This window comes from Brevibacillus gelatini (assembly GCF_003710935.1).
GTDB lineage: Bacteria > Bacillota > Bacilli > Brevibacillales > Brevibacillaceae > Brevibacillus > Brevibacillus gelatini.
Window position 1 is genome coordinate 196859 of sequence record NZ_RHHS01000027.1, and the last position, 16508, is coordinate 213366.

The 16508-nt window shown below is 54.4% G+C and carries 16 protein-coding genes; 13 read left to right on the forward strand and 3 right to left on the reverse strand.

Annotation, left to right across the window (positions count from 1 at the left end; translation table 11 throughout):
• The first annotated feature begins 22 nt into the window (after nt 1–22).
• The gene (gene leuB, locus EDM57_RS11625; RefSeq protein WP_122904926.1) at nt 23–1117 is read left to right on the forward strand and encodes a 3-isopropylmalate dehydrogenase; all 1095 of its coding nucleotides are present in this window, start codon (nt 23–25) and stop codon (nt 1115–1117) included.
• Between the two features lie 160 nt (nt 1118–1277).
• On the opposite strand, the gene EDM57_RS11630 is transcribed toward leuB, so the two are convergent.
• A complete protein-coding gene (locus EDM57_RS11630) occupies nt 1278–2720 on the reverse strand; it encodes an aminotransferase-like domain-containing protein (RefSeq protein ID WP_122904927.1) in 1443 nt (480 codons plus the stop codon).
• A 178-nt stretch (nt 2721–2898) separates the two neighbouring features.
• On the opposite strand from EDM57_RS11630, the gene EDM57_RS11635 reads away from it, so the two are divergent.
• The 10 genes from EDM57_RS11635 to EDM57_RS11680 all read left to right on the forward strand — a co-directional run bounded on the left by EDM57_RS11635 (nt 2899) and on the right by EDM57_RS11680 (nt 13713).
• Nucleotides 2899–3405 carry a MogA/MoaB family molybdenum cofactor biosynthesis protein gene (locus EDM57_RS11635; protein ID WP_122904928.1) on the forward strand — a complete coding sequence of 169 codons (507 nt, stop codon included), beginning with the start codon at nt 2899–2901 and terminating at the stop codon, nt 3403–3405.
• Nucleotides 3406–3544: 139 nt separating this feature from the next.
• Complete coding sequence (locus tag EDM57_RS11640; RefSeq protein WP_122904929.1) at nt 3545–5323, forward strand: B12-binding domain-containing radical SAM protein; 1779 nt, start codon at nt 3545–3547, stop codon at nt 5321–5323.
• A 51-nt stretch (nt 5324–5374) separates the two neighbouring features.
• The gene (locus EDM57_RS11645) at nt 5375–5875 is read left to right on the forward strand and encodes a DNA alkylation repair protein (protein ID WP_122904930.1); all 501 of its coding nucleotides are present in this window, start codon (nt 5375–5377) and stop codon (nt 5873–5875) included.
• Nucleotides 5876–6055: 180 nt separating this feature from the next.
• Nucleotides 6056–6673 (forward strand): DedA family protein, encoded by a 618-nt coding sequence (locus tag EDM57_RS11650; RefSeq protein WP_122904931.1) that lies wholly within the window; start codon nt 6056–6058, stop codon nt 6671–6673.
• A 4-nt stretch (nt 6674–6677) separates the two neighbouring features.
• The gene (locus tag EDM57_RS11655; protein WP_122904932.1) at nt 6678–7037 is read left to right on the forward strand and encodes a DUF1294 domain-containing protein; all 360 of its coding nucleotides are present in this window, start codon (nt 6678–6680) and stop codon (nt 7035–7037) included.
• 206 nt (nt 7038–7243) lie between these two features.
• On the forward strand, nt 7244–8527 hold the full coding sequence (gene kynU, locus EDM57_RS11660; protein ID WP_122904989.1) for a kynureninase: 1284 nt from the start codon (nt 7244–7246) through the stop codon (nt 8525–8527).
• A 195-nt stretch (nt 8528–8722) separates the two neighbouring features.
• Nucleotides 8723–10273 carry a spore germination protein gene (locus tag EDM57_RS11665; protein WP_122904933.1) on the forward strand — a complete coding sequence of 517 codons (1551 nt, stop codon included), beginning with the start codon at nt 8723–8725 and terminating at the stop codon, nt 10271–10273.
• Nucleotides 10254–11414 (forward strand): GerAB/ArcD/ProY family transporter, encoded by a 1161-nt coding sequence (locus EDM57_RS11670; protein ID WP_246005794.1) that lies wholly within the window; start codon nt 10254–10256, stop codon nt 11412–11414. The genes EDM57_RS11665 and EDM57_RS11670 overlap by 20 nt, the downstream gene beginning before the upstream one ends.
• Entirely contained in the window at nt 11407–12549 is a 1143-nt protein-coding gene (locus EDM57_RS11675) for a Ger(x)C family spore germination protein (protein ID WP_122904934.1), read from the forward strand. Before EDM57_RS11670 ends, EDM57_RS11675 begins: the two co-directional genes overlap by 8 nt.
• Nucleotides 12550–12561: 12 nt before the next feature.
• The gene (locus tag EDM57_RS11680; protein WP_122904935.1) at nt 12562–13713 is read left to right on the forward strand and encodes a GerAB/ArcD/ProY family transporter; all 1152 of its coding nucleotides are present in this window, start codon (nt 12562–12564) and stop codon (nt 13711–13713) included.
• A gap of 41 nt (nt 13714–13754) precedes the next feature.
• On the opposite strand, the gene sspI is transcribed toward EDM57_RS11680, so the two are convergent.
• A complete protein-coding gene (gene sspI / locus EDM57_RS11685; RefSeq protein ID WP_122904936.1) occupies nt 13755–13991 on the reverse strand; it encodes a small acid-soluble spore protein SspI in 237 nt (78 codons plus the stop codon).
• A 181-nt stretch (nt 13992–14172) separates the two neighbouring features.
• Here sspI and EDM57_RS11690 point away from each other — a divergent pair, with 181 nt between their 5' ends.
• The gene (locus EDM57_RS11690) at nt 14173–14826 is read left to right on the forward strand and encodes a potassium channel family protein (RefSeq protein ID WP_122904937.1); all 654 of its coding nucleotides are present in this window, start codon (nt 14173–14175) and stop codon (nt 14824–14826) included.
• 2 nt (nt 14827–14828) lie between these two features.
• Nucleotides 14829–15644, forward strand: coding sequence for a 23S rRNA (guanosine(2251)-2'-O)-methyltransferase RlmB (gene rlmB, locus EDM57_RS11695; protein WP_122904938.1), 816 nt, complete (start codon nt 14829–14831; stop codon nt 15642–15644).
• A 144-nt stretch (nt 15645–15788) separates the two neighbouring features.
• Here rlmB and EDM57_RS11700 read toward each other — a convergent pair whose 3' ends face one another.
• The gene (locus EDM57_RS11700) at nt 15789–16508 is read right to left on the reverse strand and encodes a DUF2225 domain-containing protein (protein ID WP_122904939.1); all 720 of its coding nucleotides are present in this window, start codon (nt 16506–16508) and stop codon (nt 15789–15791) included.

Here is a 16508-nt window from a genome sequence, read left to right on the forward strand (position 1 = left end):
GTAAAGAAAAGCGGGATAAACAATGAAGAAAAACTATCGCATCGCTGTTCTTCCTGGTGACGGTATCGGACCGGAGATCATGCAGGAAGCAGTCAAAGTTCTTCAGCTTGTCGGAGAACGCGAAGGCGTCACCTTTACGTGCGAGGAAGGCCGGATCGGCGGAATCGCCATCGACACAGACGGAACTCCGCTGCCGGAGGCAACCGTCAAACTGGCAAAGCAAGCCGACGCGGTGCTGCTTGGTGCAGTCGGCGGGCCGAAGTGGGATCAAAATCCGGGGCATCTTCGCCCGGAGACAGGTCTTTTGGGGATTCGCAAGGAGCTTGGGCTGTTTGCCAACATCCGCCCGGCGACGATGCACAGCTCGCTCGTCGAAGCTTCCACGCTCAAGCCGGAAGTGGTTTCCGGCGTAGATTTGATCGTAGTGCGCGAGCTGACCGGAGGCATTTACTTCGGGGAGAAAAAGCGCTACGACGGTCCAAACGGCGAAGTAGCCGAAGACCTGTGCATTTACAATGAAGCAGAAATCGAGCGGATTATTCGCGTAGGCTTTGAGATCGCTCGCAAACGCAAGAAGCGTCTCGTATCGGTCGACAAGGCGAACGTGCTGGAAAGCTCTCGCCTCTGGCGCAAGGTAGCAGAGCGGGTAGCCACCGACTATCCGGATGTCGAGCTGTCCCACCAGTTGGTCGACTCGTGCGCGATGCAACTGGTGCGCGCTCCGAAGCAGTTTGACGTCATCGTGACGGAAAACATGTTCGGCGACATTTTGAGCGACCAGGCCGCCATGCTGACAGGCTCCATCGGCATGCTTGCCTCGGCAAGTCTGGCAGCGGGAAGCTTTGGACTGTACGAACCGGTACACGGCTCCGCTCCTGACATCGCTGGAAAAGGCATTGCCAATCCGCTCGCAACCATCCTCTCGGTTGCGATGATGCTCCGTCTCTCGCTCGACATGGATGAGGCTGCGGCAGCAGTAGAAAACGCCGTCTGGTCCGTCCTCGAAGCGGGGCACCGCACAGGCGATATTGCAAGAGATCCGAGTAAAGCGATTGGCACAGTGGAAATGGGCCAACTCGTGCGCGACGAGCTGTCCAAACAATGGCAGCCAAAGTAAAAAAACGCAAAAAAGACCCTGCCGCAGCGTCCAGATGGACAGCGGCAGGGTCTTTGCGCGTTCAGCTGATGGTGGCTGGTGACGCTCCCATTTTGACAAGCGAAAATACGCCCGCTGCTTTTTCGTGGCATACGGGCGTATCGTCTGTTTCCCGAAAATATTACCGCAAGAGCGCGACTCCCAAGCGATGCAGCCAATGCTTCAACTCCCGTTCCTCCATCGGGGCGAGCGGGAAGCGCACAGCCGGACGGCGCTTCGTGTCGGCAGGCTCGTCGGCGACGCGGAACGCATGGCCGCAGGTCAGTTCCAGGCCTTCTTCGCGCAGGATGGTGACGACCCGTTCTTCCAGCTCGGTCGCGTTGGCTGTCGGTTTGCCCCATTCGATCCACGTATTGAGCCCGCCTGTGATCGGATACATGCGGGCGTGGGCGGGAAGAGCCTGTTGCTTTTCCTTCCACAGCCGCAAAAAACGGGATTGGAACAAGGTGCGGCGGTCTGCCAAATACACCTCGGAAAACCACGGATCGTCGAGCAGCCGCACCGCAGCTTCGACGACCAGCAAGGATGGCTCTGCGCCTGTCATCGAGACAATCTGGCGGTAGCGCTCCAGCTCCTCTTCGGTAAAATCGGAAGGCAGCATCAGCACGCCTAGCTGAAGATCGCGGGCCAACGTTTTCGACAGCGAGTGCAGGTAGTACACTTCGACACGGCTTTTTTGCTGCAAAGCCATCTCGTAGAGCGGCTTGCTCGGCTCCTCGAACCAGAGGTCGCCGTAGTGGTCGTTTTCCACGATGCGCACGCTGTGGCGTTCGGCCCAGGCGAGCAGCTCTTCCTTGCGCTTCAGCGAGTAGCTGATGCCTGTCGGGAAGTGGTAGTGCGGATTGATTAACAGCCAGTTGGCCGGGTAGTGCTCCTGTTCGGTATCGAGCGCTTCGATGCTGACCCCTTCTTCGTCCAGGCGGATCGGGCGAACGGTGATTCCGCACTGGCTGAGCAGACGCAAAAAGACGGGGTAGCTGTATTCCTCCACGTAGACAACATCGCGCGGATTCATGACGCGCTGCGCGAGAAAGGCGAAGCCGCTGGTGCTGCGGTTGAACAGCAGTACGCGCTCGGGCGAATGCGGCAAGCCGCGCCGATGCAGGTGATCGGCGAATACTTTGGCGGCCTGTGCCCGTCTGACTTTTTTTTGCGCGGAAGGTTCATCCAGAACAGTCAGGCTCTCGTAAAAAGCGCCGCGCAGCCGCTTGACCAGCTCTTCGCCAGGACGGGGCGAGGAGTCAGCCAGCGAGGCAATCGGGATGTCGGTCAAGGGCAGGCGGCTTTCCAGACGCGCTTCCTTTGCCAGCGTCGTCAGGTAGTAGCCTTTGCCGTGTACGGCTTCCAGCCAGCCTTCCAGCGCGAGATGATCGTACGCTTTTTTTACGGTTTCCAGCGAACAGCCGCTGACGGTTTTCATGTCCCGCAGCGAGATCAATTGTTGTCCGTCTACAAGAAAGGCCCCGCGCAGAATAGCCGTTTTCAGTTGGTCGGCTAGCTGCACATAAATCGGCGTGTGGGATTGCTTGTGAAAATGAAACGAAAAAAATGGGCGTTCTGCCATCCGGGTACGCCTCCTTGTCTGTCAAAAATAACTGTCACCAGCATTATATCGAAAACAGCGTCGCATGGGGTAGAAGAAGTGAAGAAATCGTTGCAAAAGGGCGGTTGGCAAGACCTGTGCCGCGAGAAAATGGTAGAATGAGAGAAACAAGCGAGCAGAAAAAGAGGGAGATCACGCTATGAGCACACAGGAGCACAAGGCGCTGTCGCCAAAGCAGGTGACGTGCATGGTCATTACCGTTTCCGATACGCGAACCGAAGAGACGGACAAGAGCGGACAATTAATGAAGCAACTGTTAACTGAGGCAGGGCATTGCGTCGCCCTCTACCGAATCGTCAAGGACGAGCCTGCCGAAGTGACGGCCGCGATTGAAGCGGGAATCGCACACCCAGAGGTGCAAGTCATCCTGCTCAACGGCGGGACGGGCATTTCGCCGCGTGACAACACCTTCGAAGCGGTCTCCGGTTTATTGGAAAAGGAACTGCCCGGCTTCGGCGAGCTGTTTCGGATGCTGAGCTATACAGAGGATATTGGCTCGGCCGCCATGCTCAGCCGTGCTGTTGCGGGCACCAGAGGGGGAAAAATGATTTTTTCCACGCCTGGCTCGACAGGGGCGGTCAAGCTGGCGATGAATCGGCTGATCGTACCGGAGCTGGGCCATGTCGTGCGCGAATTGAATCGCTGAGCCTGGGCGGGGACGGATTTGCCGTGCTCGGGCCTCGTATGGTACTGTTACGAAAGGAAATTGCCCGGCTGGGCGTCCAACCATCGCCTGCCTGATGTTTTTTCGCCGCCGGAATTGTGCAAGGAGAGTAGACCCATCCATGAAGATTGTACTATCGACTTTAAATGCCAAGTTTATCCACTCCTCGCTGGCTTTGCGTTATTTGCGCAGCTACGCCCAGGAAGCTTTTCCGGGCATCGAGCTGGTGGAGTATACGATTAACGATGTGACGCTGAACATCGTGGCAGACATTTACAAGCGACAGCCCGACATCGTCGCTTTTTCCTGTTATATCTGGAACATTCGCGAGACGCTCGATGTGATCCGCAATCTGAAAAAAGTATGCCCGGACGTCGCGGTCATTCTCGGCGGGCCGGAAGTGACCTACGACGCGGACGAGTGGATGAAAAAGCATCCGGAGATTGACGTGATCGCCATCGGAGAAGGGGAGCAGACTTTTCTGGAATTGCTGCAAGCCTATCAGGAGGCGAAAGCGGCGGGCACGCCTCCTCGCCTGCGGGATGTTGCGGGAATCGCCTATCGCGACGACGGGCACGTCCGCTTTTCGGCGCCGCGAGCCCAGATTGAAGACCTGGATACGATTCCGTCGCCCTATGCGGATCATCTCGACGAGCTGAACAACCGCGTCGTCTATTTCGAGGCATCCCGGGGATGTCCGTTCAAATGTCAATACTGTCTGTCTTCGATTGAAGACGGGGTGCGCTATTTCAGCCTGGAGCGGGTCAAGGAAGACTTGCTGCGGCTGATCCGGCACGGGATCAAAACGATTAAATTTGTGGACCGCACGTTCAATATCAATAAAAAGTATGCGATGGAAATATTCCAGTTCCTCATCGACAACCACAACGGAACGGTGTTTCAATTCGAGATTACGGCTGATATTTTGCGGGCGGACGTACTGGACTTTTTGACCGAAAACGCACCGCCAGGTATTTTCCGCTTCGAAATCGGCGTCCAGTCGACCAACGATGAGACGAACCGCCTCGTGCAGCGGATTCAACGCTTCGACCGCCTGGCCCGGACCGTGACGCAGATCAAGGAGTCGGGCAAAATCGACCAGCATCTGGACTTGATTGCAGGCTTGCCGGAGGAAGACTACCAGTCGTTCCGCAAGACATTCAACGACGTATTCGCCCTGCGCCCGGAGGAATTGCAGCTCGGCTTTTTGAAAATGCTGCGCGGAACCGGCGTGCGTGCGCGTGCGGCCAACCACGGCTACGTGTTCATGGATGAAGCGCCGTACGAGATTTTGGGCAACAACGTCCTCTCGTTTGCGGACATGCAAAAAATCAAGCGGGTGGAAGACGTTCTGGAAAAATATTGGAACGCGCACCGGATGGACTATACGCTGGAGTGGCTCTTGGCGAACCAGTTTGCGACGCCGTTTGATTTTTTCCAGGCGTTTGGCGACTATTGGGAAGAGCAGGGCTGGAGCCGCATCGGCCATCAGCTGGAAGATTTGTTTTTGCGCCTGCAAGCCTTTTTGCAGCACGAAAACGTGGCAGGGCTTGGGCATGTGCAGAGCCTGATGAAGTTCGATTACTTGCGCAACCAGAAGCATCGCCCGCGCAAGCTGTGGTGGGAGGACGTCCTGGACAAGGAGACGATGCAGAAGACGTACGCCGCCATCTACGAACAGCGCGACCGGTTGCGCGAAGACTTTGCCGCGCATGCCGCGCTGGAAAAAGACTACTTCAAGCACACGGTAACGGCCAAGGTGACGTTTGACATTGAGACGTGGCTGAAAACTGGGGAAGTCGTCGAGGGCGATTTTACGCTGGTCGTGTACTATCCGTACAAGAAGGAAGACAGGAACGATTTTGCCGTCGTGAATCAAAAGGCCCATGCTGTCGGCTGATCGCGGGGGAAGCGAAGCAGCATGAGTTTTCACAGGGAAGGAGGGAGCCTGATGACGTGTGCCTTTACGACAGCGGCTGTCCGCTTGCTTGCGAGCCATGCGGATGCGAAGAACGCCGGGCCGATGGAACGGTACATGAAAAATCAGTTCCCTTTTTTGGGGATCAAGGCTCCGCTGCGCCGCGAGCTGTCCAGGCAGTTGTTTTCGTGGTGGGATACGGTCGACTATCTCGCCGCGCATACAATCGGTGCACTTTTTTCCCGCTCCCCCGAGTTGATCCGCCCGAACACGACAGCCTGGGTCAAAGGCGACAACATCTGGCTCGCGCGGACGGCGCTCCTGTTTCAGCTTTCCTACAAGTCCAGGACAGATCAGGAACTGCTTTTCGCCTTGATTGAGTCCTGTGCGGCTTCCAGGGAGTTTTTTATTGCAAAAGCAATCGGCTGGGCATTGCGGGAGTATGCCAAGACAGAACCGGAAGCAGTGCGTGACTTTGTGGAGACTGCGCTCGCCAACCTGAGCAGGCGGGAAGCGCTTAAACATCTTGGTTGATGGCGTACTGTTTTTGTCCGTGATTTCTTCGCTTGATAAAAACGGTTCATCTATTGCAAAATAGACAAGTAGCTTTTTACAGGGGAGTACGTATTAACCAAGGGATATATATTGTACGAGAGCCGCTGCCAGCCTGTGCAAGGTGTTGCCGCCAGTGGCGAAGATAGGGGATTTTGCCTCATGGAAATCAACCTGCTGATGTCAATCATAGAGCAATACGGCTACGCCGCGATTTTTTTCCTGCTCTGGCTGGGGATCGTCGGCTTGCCCATTCCCGATGAGCTGGTCGTGGCGACTGGAGGCTTTCTCGCCTCGATTGGCCTTATGGACCCGTTCTGCTCGTTTTTGGCGGGGTACATGGGCGTTGCGTCTGGATTGACCATCGGTTTTTTGTTGGGAAAATATTTCGGAAGGCCGATTCTGCAATGGCTGTCCAAAAGCGAAAAGATGCGGCATGCCGTCGAGCGGTCCACGGGACTTTTGGAAAAATACGGGACGACTGCTTTGTGCATCAGCTATCTTTTCCCCGTTGTCCGCCACATCGTTCCGTATTTGGTGGCGCTTGGGGGGATGACGTACCGCCGCTATGCGCTGCTTTCGTATCCGATCGGGCTTGTCTGGACCATCGTTTTTTACTGTCTGGGCTATGTTTTCGGAAACAACGTAGAGGCGATTATCAAGCTGATTCGCCATTACGGATTATACGCCCTGTTGGTCATCGTGGCCGCGCTGGCTGCCTGGCTGATCGTGCGCAAGTTCATCACCAACAATCGGGCGTTTCGGACAAAAGGAGAGTAAGCTTGTGAGAAATGAGCACGTGGCAACCCACAGGCGCAATCGCAATCTGGTGCTTTCGGCAGGATGGCTCCTCGTCCTTGCAGGGTATTTCAGCTCCGAGATGTTCGTCGTGGCTGCGGGCGCCCTCGTTTTGAACAGCTATGCCTGGTTTTTGATGCAGGCGGACAAGCGTCTGGCGAAGAGGAAAAGCTGGCGGATTCCCGAAGCCAGCCTTCTTTTGACCGCTTTTCTCGGCGGCGGAGCGGGGGCATTGGCCGGGATGCTGATCCATCGTCACAAGACCCGGCATGCCTCCTTTTTGTTTTTGGTCCCACTGTTTTGTCTATTGCAAATGGCGCTAGTCATTTGGCTCGGCCGACAATAAAAGGAAGAATCTCGTGAGCAGCGACGGCGCGAGATTCTTTTTTTGTTTGGCTTGCAGGGAAAAAAGCAATTATTATCAGAAAAGTCCAAAATGTGTGTTGGATCGTGATGGAATCAGACCTATAATGAATGAAGAAAAGGAATCACCATTACCGAATGCTGTTCGATTTTCGCAAATCAATCAACGGAAAGTTCAAGGAGGTTACGATGGCCCAATCATCCATCCCACTCACCCAAAACTACGCGCAACAGCTTGATGCCGCAGACGAGTTGGCGAAATACCGCGAAGAGTTTTACTTGCTGCCGTCGATATACATGGACGGCAATTCGTTAGGGCTGTTGTCCAGACGGGCGGAAAAAAGCTTGCTGGACGTTTTGCAATCGTGGAAAGAGCTTGGTATTGACGGTTGGACAACCGGCGAGCATCCGTGGTTTTTCCTGTCCGAAAAACTGGGCGAAATGAGCGCGGCGCTCGTCGGCGCTGAGCCGGAGGAAGTGATCGTAACAGGTTCGACTACGGTTAACTTGCACCAACTGGCGGCTACTTTTTACCAGCCGAAAGGAAAGCGAACGAAAATCATCGCGACAGAGCTGGACTTTCCTACAGACATTTACGCCTTGCAAAGCCAGATCAAGCTGCACGGTCTGGACGCGGAGGAACAGCTCATTCGCATTGCATCGCGGGATGGCCGTCTGATCGAGGAGGAGGACATCATCGCCGCCATGACAGAGGAAGTCGCGCTCGTCATCTTGCCGACCGTATTCTATCGCAGCGGACAGTTGCTTGATATAGAACGGTTGACCAAAGCGGCGCATGAAAAAGGCATTGTCATCGGCTTTGACGGCTGCCACTCTGTAGGAGCGATTCCGCACGAGTTCAGCAAATGGGGAGTGGATTTCGCCTACTGGTGCAACTACAAATACGTAAACGGCGGGCCAGGCTGCGTAGGAAGCCTCTATGTCAACCGCAAGCATTTTGGCAGAGTGCCTGGCCTGACTGGCTGGTTCAGCTCCAAAAAAGACAAACAGTTCGCCATGGAGCACACGCTGGATGTATGTGAGACGGCAGGCGCCTATCAATTGGGCACACCGCACATGCTGAGCGTTGCCCCATTGATCGGCTCGCTAACCATGTTCCAGGAAGTGCCGATCGAAAAGCTGCGGGAAAAGTCGTTGAAGCTGACCCGTTACTTGATGGATCTGATCGAGGTGGAGCTGGCAGGCATGGGCTTTTCCATCGCCAATCCGCAAGAAGACGAGCGCCGCGGCGGCCATGTCAGCCTGGAGCACGCCGAAGCCGTCCGGATTTGCAAGGCGTTGAAGGAGAGCGGAATCATCCCTGACTTCCGGGCGCCGAATATCATCCGCCTGGCTCCGGTCGCTTTTTACAATACGTACACCGACGTATGGGAATGCGTGCAGGTGCTCAAAGCGATCATGCAGGAAAAACGCTACGAGAAATTCGAAAACAAGCGAGGGGTTGTCGCCTAGCCCGACCGTGGTGTACGCGTACTGCAACACGGGGGCAGCGGCAAACAGAAAACAGAACCATTCAAAAAATGGCAACGGTCCGACATCTGTCGGGCCTTTTTGGTTTCTTCCGGCCAGGATGGGTTTTCATTTCCTTTCTTGGGCACACTAACCTTGCTCGATCTCACATGTCCACGGTCTAGGAGGGGATAAGCGTTGAGCCAGTTTTGGAAAGCGTGGCAAAAGCGGAAGAAAACCCTTCAAGAGAAGGCGTTACACCATCATGCCGACAGAAGCATGGAAAGGGTTGCGGATAAAGAGCTTTCGCTGGAAGTGGACGAAAACATTATCATGATCGAACAAGAGCTGGGCAGGTGCGACGATCTGGTCGTCCGCCGCTTCCGGGACAAGCGGGGGACAGATTGCGCGATTGTGTTTCTCGACGGGATGGTTGATCGCAACGTCATCAGCGAATACATCATCTCGTACTTGAGCAACCCGCAAATCCCCGATATTCTTCCTGCCTCCAATGAACTGGAATCGACGGACGGGCTGAGACAGGTCATTCGCAATATCCTGTCAGGCAGCGCAGTGCTCATGCGCGATGGCGACAACAAAGCGTATTTGAACAATACGCGGGGCTGGGACCGCAGAGGCGTAGACGAGCCGCAGACTGAGTCTGTCGTGCGCGGGCCGCGGGACGGCTTTTGCGAGACGCTTTGTGTCAATTCCGCCCTGGTACGGTTTCGCCTGAAGGACCCGCACCTCAGAGTGCGCCATATGGTGATCGGTCGGCGTACGCAGACTGATGTTTACGTCATGTACATTGAGGGCCTGGCCTACCCGCCGATGGTGCGGGAAGTGTTGGCGAGATTGGAGAAAATCAACGTCGATTCGATTCTGGAGAGCGGCTATATCGAGCAACTGATTCAAGATCGCAGATGGTCGCCCTTTCCGCAGCTTCAAAATACGGAGAGGCCGGATAAGGTCGTGGCAAACCTGTTGGAGGGCAAGGTGGCTATCCTGGTGGACGGGACGCCTGCAGCCTTGATTGCCCCGGCAGTTTTTACCCAGTTTTACCAAAGCCCGGAGGACTATTACGAGCGGTTTTACATCGCGACGTTGCTGCGGTTTATCCGCGCGATCAGTATTACGATTGCGCTGCTGTTGCCGTCGCTTTATATCGCCTTCAGCTCGTTTCATCCGGAGATGATTCCATCCCGGCTCGTCATCGCGATGGCGGCGGGGAGATCGACGGTGCCTTTTCCTTCATTGGTGGAGGCGCTCATCATGGAGGTGGCCATCGAAATTTTGCGGGAAGCGAGCGTCCGGCTGCCTGGGCCAATCGGGCCGACCATCGGGATTGTCGGGGCATTGGTGGTCGGGGAGGCAGCTGTAACCGCCGGTCTGGTCAGCCCTGTCATGGTTATCATCGTGGCATTGACGACGATCGGCTCTTTTGCTTCCCCGAGCTACAGTGCGGCTATTTCCATTCGCATGCTCCGCTTCCTGGTCATGCTTCTCGCGGGAATGTTTGGGCTGTACGGAATCATGCTGTTCCTGATTGTCCTCCTGATTCATTTGTCGTCGCTCAAGTCGTTCGGAGTGCCTTACATGTCGCCGTTTAGCCCGTTGAATTTGAAGGGGATGAAGGATGTGTTCATTCGTGCGCCGCATCATTTGCTAAGAACTCGCCCGACCATGTTTCACATCCAGGATGAAATCCGCATGAGAGAGGAAGAAAACCGTGAACAGGCAGGGCGTTAGCAGCCGACAACAGACGTTTTCCATGTGGCAGCAGACGTCCTTGATTACCAGTACGCTGATCGGTGTAGGTATCTTGACATTGCCGCGCACCACCTCGGCTGTCTTGTATGAAGCGGGCTGGATGTCACCCGTGATCGGTTCCGTTGTTGCTTTACTATCCATCTGGATGATTGCGAGGCTCAGCCAACGTTTCCCGGGAATGACTTTTGTCGAGTACAGTGCGATTGTCTGGGGGAGTCCAAAATATTTGCGCATGGGCAAATGGCTCAGTCTTCCCTGGATTCTCGCCTATCTCAGCTGCATGTACCTTGCAACCGGCATCGTCTCCCGCGTCTTTGGAGAAGTCGTAGTGACTTCCGTTTTGCTCGACACACCGCTGGAAGTCATCATTATCACCATGTTTGTGCTGGTGTTTATCCTCTCTCTGCACGATCTGGATGTCGTGGCCCGGATTAATGAGCTGCTGCTGCCGCTCATTTTGCTCCCTGTACTCATAATTGCGCTGGCCTCCTTTCAAAAAGCGGAGTGGAGCAATCTGTTGCCGCTTTATCGAGCGAGCCTCCCTTCACTTTTCAAGGGAGCTTTTGAAGCGATTTACGCTTTTTCCGGCTATGAGATCATGCTCATTTTTTTCGCCTACGCGCACGAAAACGAGAGCAAAGTCAGGGCCGGCGTTTACGGCATCGCGATCACGATGGTCATCTACACCTTGATTGTCGTGGCCGGCATCGCCGGATTCGGCTACGAGGAGCTGCAGCGTGTTGCCTGGCCGACTCTGGAGCTGGTAAAGACCACAAAGGTGCCGGGATTGATTCTGGAACGGCTGGAATCCGCGTTCCTGGCTGTGTGGGTGACCGCTGTTTTTACCACGGTGGCCAACGCCTACTACGCTTTTATTTACGGCTTGCGCCAGTTGTTCAACAGAGGGATAGGCTTTCAGCGAATCATTTCGGCCATCATGTTCGTTCCCCTCTACTTTATCACGCTGTGGCCGCAAAACGTCGTAGACATATTTCGGTTCAACTTCTATTTTGGCGTATTCAGCCTCGTCATCAATTTGGGGATTCCTTTTCTCTATCTGACGTTGCTCTTCATCCGGGACTTGGGACGTAAACAAAAGGAGAGGAATGCCGATGGCTAAAGGATGGGTCAGGCTGGCAGTTCTGTGCGTATGCGTCTTTCTTTTGACAGGTTGTTGGGACAGAAGAGAGTTGGAGGAGCGGACCTCCGTACTGGCCATTGCGGTCGATATGGTGGAGGGGCACGAAGGGTTGTACCGATTGACTGTGCAAATTCCGATCCCCCTCAAGATCGCCGGAAGCAGCGGACAAGGCGGGGGAAATGCTGATGCCGTCAAAATCATGAGCGTGACAGGCCGGACGATACTCGATGCCAACAACAATCTGCAAATTCGGCTGAACCAAAAGCTGTTTTTGGGCCATACCCGCGTGCTTGCCGTCAGTGAGGAAGTAGCGAGAAAAGGCATCCGCGATATTATGGACACCTTTCGCCGGGAACCGCAAATCCGCCGCCTGCTGTGGCCGATCGTCGTCAAGGGAGAAGCGGCCACCTTGCTCAGATTCAAGCCGCAACTTGGACAAATCCCCGTTGTGTTTCTGATGGACCTGATCGAAAACGGGGCCAAAATGGGAACCATCCCCGATCAGACGCTGGGAGATTATTTCAGCCAAACTTCCAACAAAGCGATGCAGCCTTTTCTCAACTACGTGGAGGCGAGCACGACCGAGGTGCGCTGGAGAGGCGTGGCTGTCTTTTCCGATCACAAAATGGTGGGTACGCTCAACGCCGTGCAGTCCTGGTCGTTCTTGCAACTGAGAAATGAGGAGCGCGGAGGAGATGTCATCATTCCGCTGCCTGGGACGAACAATGGTTATGTGACATTCAGGCCCCATTTTGTCAAAACGAGACTGGATCTGAAAAGAAGAAAAAACAAAGGGCCACATGCTGCGATGTTTTCCTGTGAGTTGGAGGGGGATATTGTAGAGGTGACTGCCGTGATGAAAATGCCCCCGGAAGAGTTCATTCGGCAAATGCAGCGCCTGATAAAAAAAGAAATGGATAAACGTGCAAAAAAACTGTTTCACCAACTGCAAAAAGAGTACAACAGCGACGTATTGAAGCTTGGACTCGCGCTCCGGGCGCACCACTACCGGGATTACTGGCAAAAGCATGACTGGAAGAAGGATTTTAAAAATTTTCCAATCGACGTTGACTACACGATCAAAATTCGCCGTTTGGGAATGGAAATGCAATAGGAGCTGATGGAGATGGGAGATCAAAGGGGCAGCATCAGTACATGGCAACTAATCGCGATTCTCATTAGCTCGATAATCGGAGGGGCGATCCTGACCTTGCCGCGGACGGCAAGCGCAGAACTGCAGGAAGTAGGCTGGCTTGGGCCAATCGCCAGCGGAGTGATTGCGTTTTTTCCTCTTATGGCGATGGTCTACCTGAGCAAGCAGTATCCAGGGCTAACCTTTGTGGAATACGGCCCGCTCGTCTTTGGCGGGCGTCGTTATCCGCGATTGGGGAACATTCTCAACACCCCCTGGATGCTCATGTTCCTCCTGTTTCAATTTTTGAATACGGCGATGGTTGCCCGCGGGTTTGGTGAGATCATTGTGACTTCCATCCTGCTGGATACGCCCCTTGAAGCGATTTTATTGACCTTGTTCCTGATGGTTTTGTATTTGTGCATGCACGAGTTGGAGGTGCTGGTCAGGGTCAATGAGCTGTTGTTTCCGATCATGTTCGTGCCCATCATCATTATTCCGTATGTAACGATCAACAGTGCGAACTGGGAAAATCTGCTGCCTTTGCACATTGATTCATGGCAGAGCCTGGCCAGCACCGCGTTCGGAACATTTATGCTGTATACGGGATTTGAGCTGATGATGATCTACTTCGGCCTGGCGATGCCGGGATCGCGGATTTCGCTTGTGGCCTGGAGCGGGCTTTCTTTCACCGTCGTGTCGTATGTGCTGACCACGATTGCGGGCATTGTGGTGTTTGGCTACGAGGAGTTGCAGCATCTGATCTGGCCGACGTTGGAGATGGTCAAGACAGCACGACGAACCGGCTGGATTCTGGAACGGCTGGAGGCCGCCTTTCTTACCATCTGGATGGCGTCGATTTTTACGACGTTTGGGAACATGTACTACTCCATGGTTTACGCCATACGGCTGTGGCTGAAAAAAGGTATCCGGTTTCAGCGCATCCTCGCCCTAATCTTCTTCATCCCGATGTTTTACGTCTCGCTGTGGCCGCAAAACATCGTCGAATTTTTTGCTTTCAACGAAAAGCTGACGGCTTTCTGCTACTTGCCCACCGTATTTTTTCCGATTTTACTGGCCGTGATCCAGGCAATTCGTTCGCGCTTCTCGCAGCAGGCGATAGAAAACAAAAAGGGAGGGACGTAGCGACGTCGCTCCCTTTTGCTCGTGTTTGGTTGGGACTTCCATTAAATCGGTTTTTCTGCTTGTGCGGGCAGATGGGACGCGATCGTCTTGACCATCTCCTGACGGGAGGAAGCATCGCTGTTCTGCCACAGCACTTCAAACAGGACACCGAGACCAGGCAAGGTTTTTTCCTGGCCGCTTGCGATTGCATCACTGATCGTCTCTTCTACTGCTCCGGAATCCGAGCCTTGCATTTTGTACATGATCGCTTGCCGCAAATTGAGCGAGGCAATGTTCATACGTAAGCCAGCACCTCTCTTGTGAGAATGAATTCATGGGTTAGTATTTGTCTTCGCCGGATTGCTCATACCTCTTTGCCGCAAGTGGATACGGGCATCTTTTGGTTTCACCTGTGCAAAGCTGCGCTGTCTAATGCTATAATGCAAGTTATTGGATACAGGATCGAAGGAGAAGATCACCATGTCAAAACAGTTTGCCATCATCGGGATGGGCCGCTTTGGTTCCAGTGTGGCCCGGACGTTGTACGAGATGGATTACGAAGTGATGGGCATCGACGAAAGCGAAGAGCGCATCAATGAAAACATTCAGCATGTCACCCACGCAGTCGTGGCTGATTCAACAGATGAACGGGCTTTGAAGGAAATCGGCATTCGCAACTTCGATGTGGTCGTCGTGGCGATCGGGGTAGACATTCAGGCGAGCATTCTCACGGTCTTGACGCTGAAGGAGTTGGGCGTGAAAAAAATTGTCGCCAAGGCGCAAAATGAGCGGCACGGACAGGTTTTGTACAAAGTAGGGGCAGACCGCGTCGTTTTCCCGGAGCGGGACATGGGCGTGCGGGTGGCGCACAATCTCATTTCGGCAAACGTCCTCGACTTTATCGAGCTGGCGGAGGACTACAGCGTGGCAGAGGTTGTCGTATCGTCCAGGATGGTCGGGCAAAACTTGAGACAGCTCGACATCCGCAGAAAATACGGGGTCAACGTCATCGCGATCAAAAGCGGAGACAAATTCAACATCGCTCCGAACCCTGATGAAGTGATCCAGTACGGAGACGTTCTTGTCGTGATCGGAAACAACAAAGACTTAAAAGCATTTGAGGAGCGGGCATAACAATGGCACATGAAATCATTACCTCTGTTCAAAATCCGCTGGTGAAAAGACTGCACCAGCTACTCGATAAAAAAGGCCGGGAGGAGCAGGGACGCTACCTCGTCGAAGGCGCACATCTGGTGGAGGAGGCACTCAAAAGCGGGGCCGAAGTGACGACGATCCTCTACGATCAGGAGCGAAGCCTCGATCCCGCCTGCCAGCGGGCCTTGGCCAACCATTCTCAGGCTGCCCAAGTGATCGCGGCGTCCGCTGCTGTTTTGGCGAAGCTCTCGGAAACCAAATCGCCGCAAGGCATTGTCGCGGAAGTGAAAAAGACGGCAAGCGATTGGGAAGAATGGGTAGACAAGCTGGCCGAAAAAGAAAATGCCCTGCTCCTGTTCCTTGATGAGATTCAGGACCCGGGCAATCTGGGCACCATTTTGCGCACGGCGGAGGCCGCAGGTGTGGATGGAGTGGTGCTGGGCAAGGGCAGCGTCGACATCTACAACGGAAAAGTCGTGCGGGCTACGATGGGCGCCATGTTCCGCTTGCCTGTCTTTACGCGGGAGCTGGCTGCCACGGCAGGCGAGTGGAAGCAGCAAGGCGGGCGTGTCCTCGTCTCTTCCCTGTCACAAGACAGCGTGTCCTACGATCAGGCGGACTACAGCGGCAAGATCGCGCTCGTCATCGGCAACGAGGGCCGAGGCGTGTCCAAAGGGATGCTTTCGTGCGCAGACCAGTTCGTGCACATTCCGCTGTACGGCAAAGCGGAGTCACTGAATGCCGCAGTCGCGGCGGGCATTTTCGTGTATGAAGCACAGCGCAACAGAAGACGGTGACAACAAAACAGGGATACCGGGGGAATCAGCCAGTATCCCTTGCTGTTCATACCCGTAAAACCCGGACCCGCGCGTTTGCAGACAACTGACGGCAAATAAAAAAGGCATTCCCGCAAACGGGAAATGCCGCTATGCTACGCATCATCAACCGATCTTTTGCTCGCTTTTCTTCTCCTTGAATTCCTCGCGAGTCAATTGCCACTGGTCATGCGCCATGCGGATGATACCGCTCTCAATTGTATGGTTGCGGAAAGAGAGCGCCTTGCCGAAATATTTGATGGCCAGATCGAATTTTTGCAGGCGGCGGTACAGCTCGCCAATCAGGTACAATAGCTTGACCTCGGTCATTTCTTTATCGCCGCGCCTGTAATCGGAGTGAATGTACGATTCCTCGTACTCCTCGACTGCAATCGCGATGAAGCGCAGTTCTTGTGCGAGGTTGGCCTGGCTGCGGTACAGCCATGCGAGCCGCAAGTACAGCCCTGCTTTGACCGAATGCGGCTGATTGGTCAGTTCGGCCGCGTAGATCGCCAGCTTGTAGCTTACAATCGCTTCGGGAACCTTGCGGATGGAGCCGAAGTTTTTTGTCTTCCACTTCGAGGAAATATGCTCCTCGACGATCTGTTTTTGCCACGGAGCGAGCTTGCTTGTGAACTGATCGGTGAAAGCAAAGCCGCAAACCGGGCATACGTTAACCGTATATAAAATCGGATTCAGCGACTGTTCTTTGAACGTGGTATAGAAGTCGCTGTCGCGGTGAATCATGGTAAGAGCGCCGGATCTGATCCGTTTGGTGGAAAAGGTTGCTTGGCAGTGCCGACAGACGCATGACTTGTCATAAAGAGCCGTAACTTTGTCAATCAT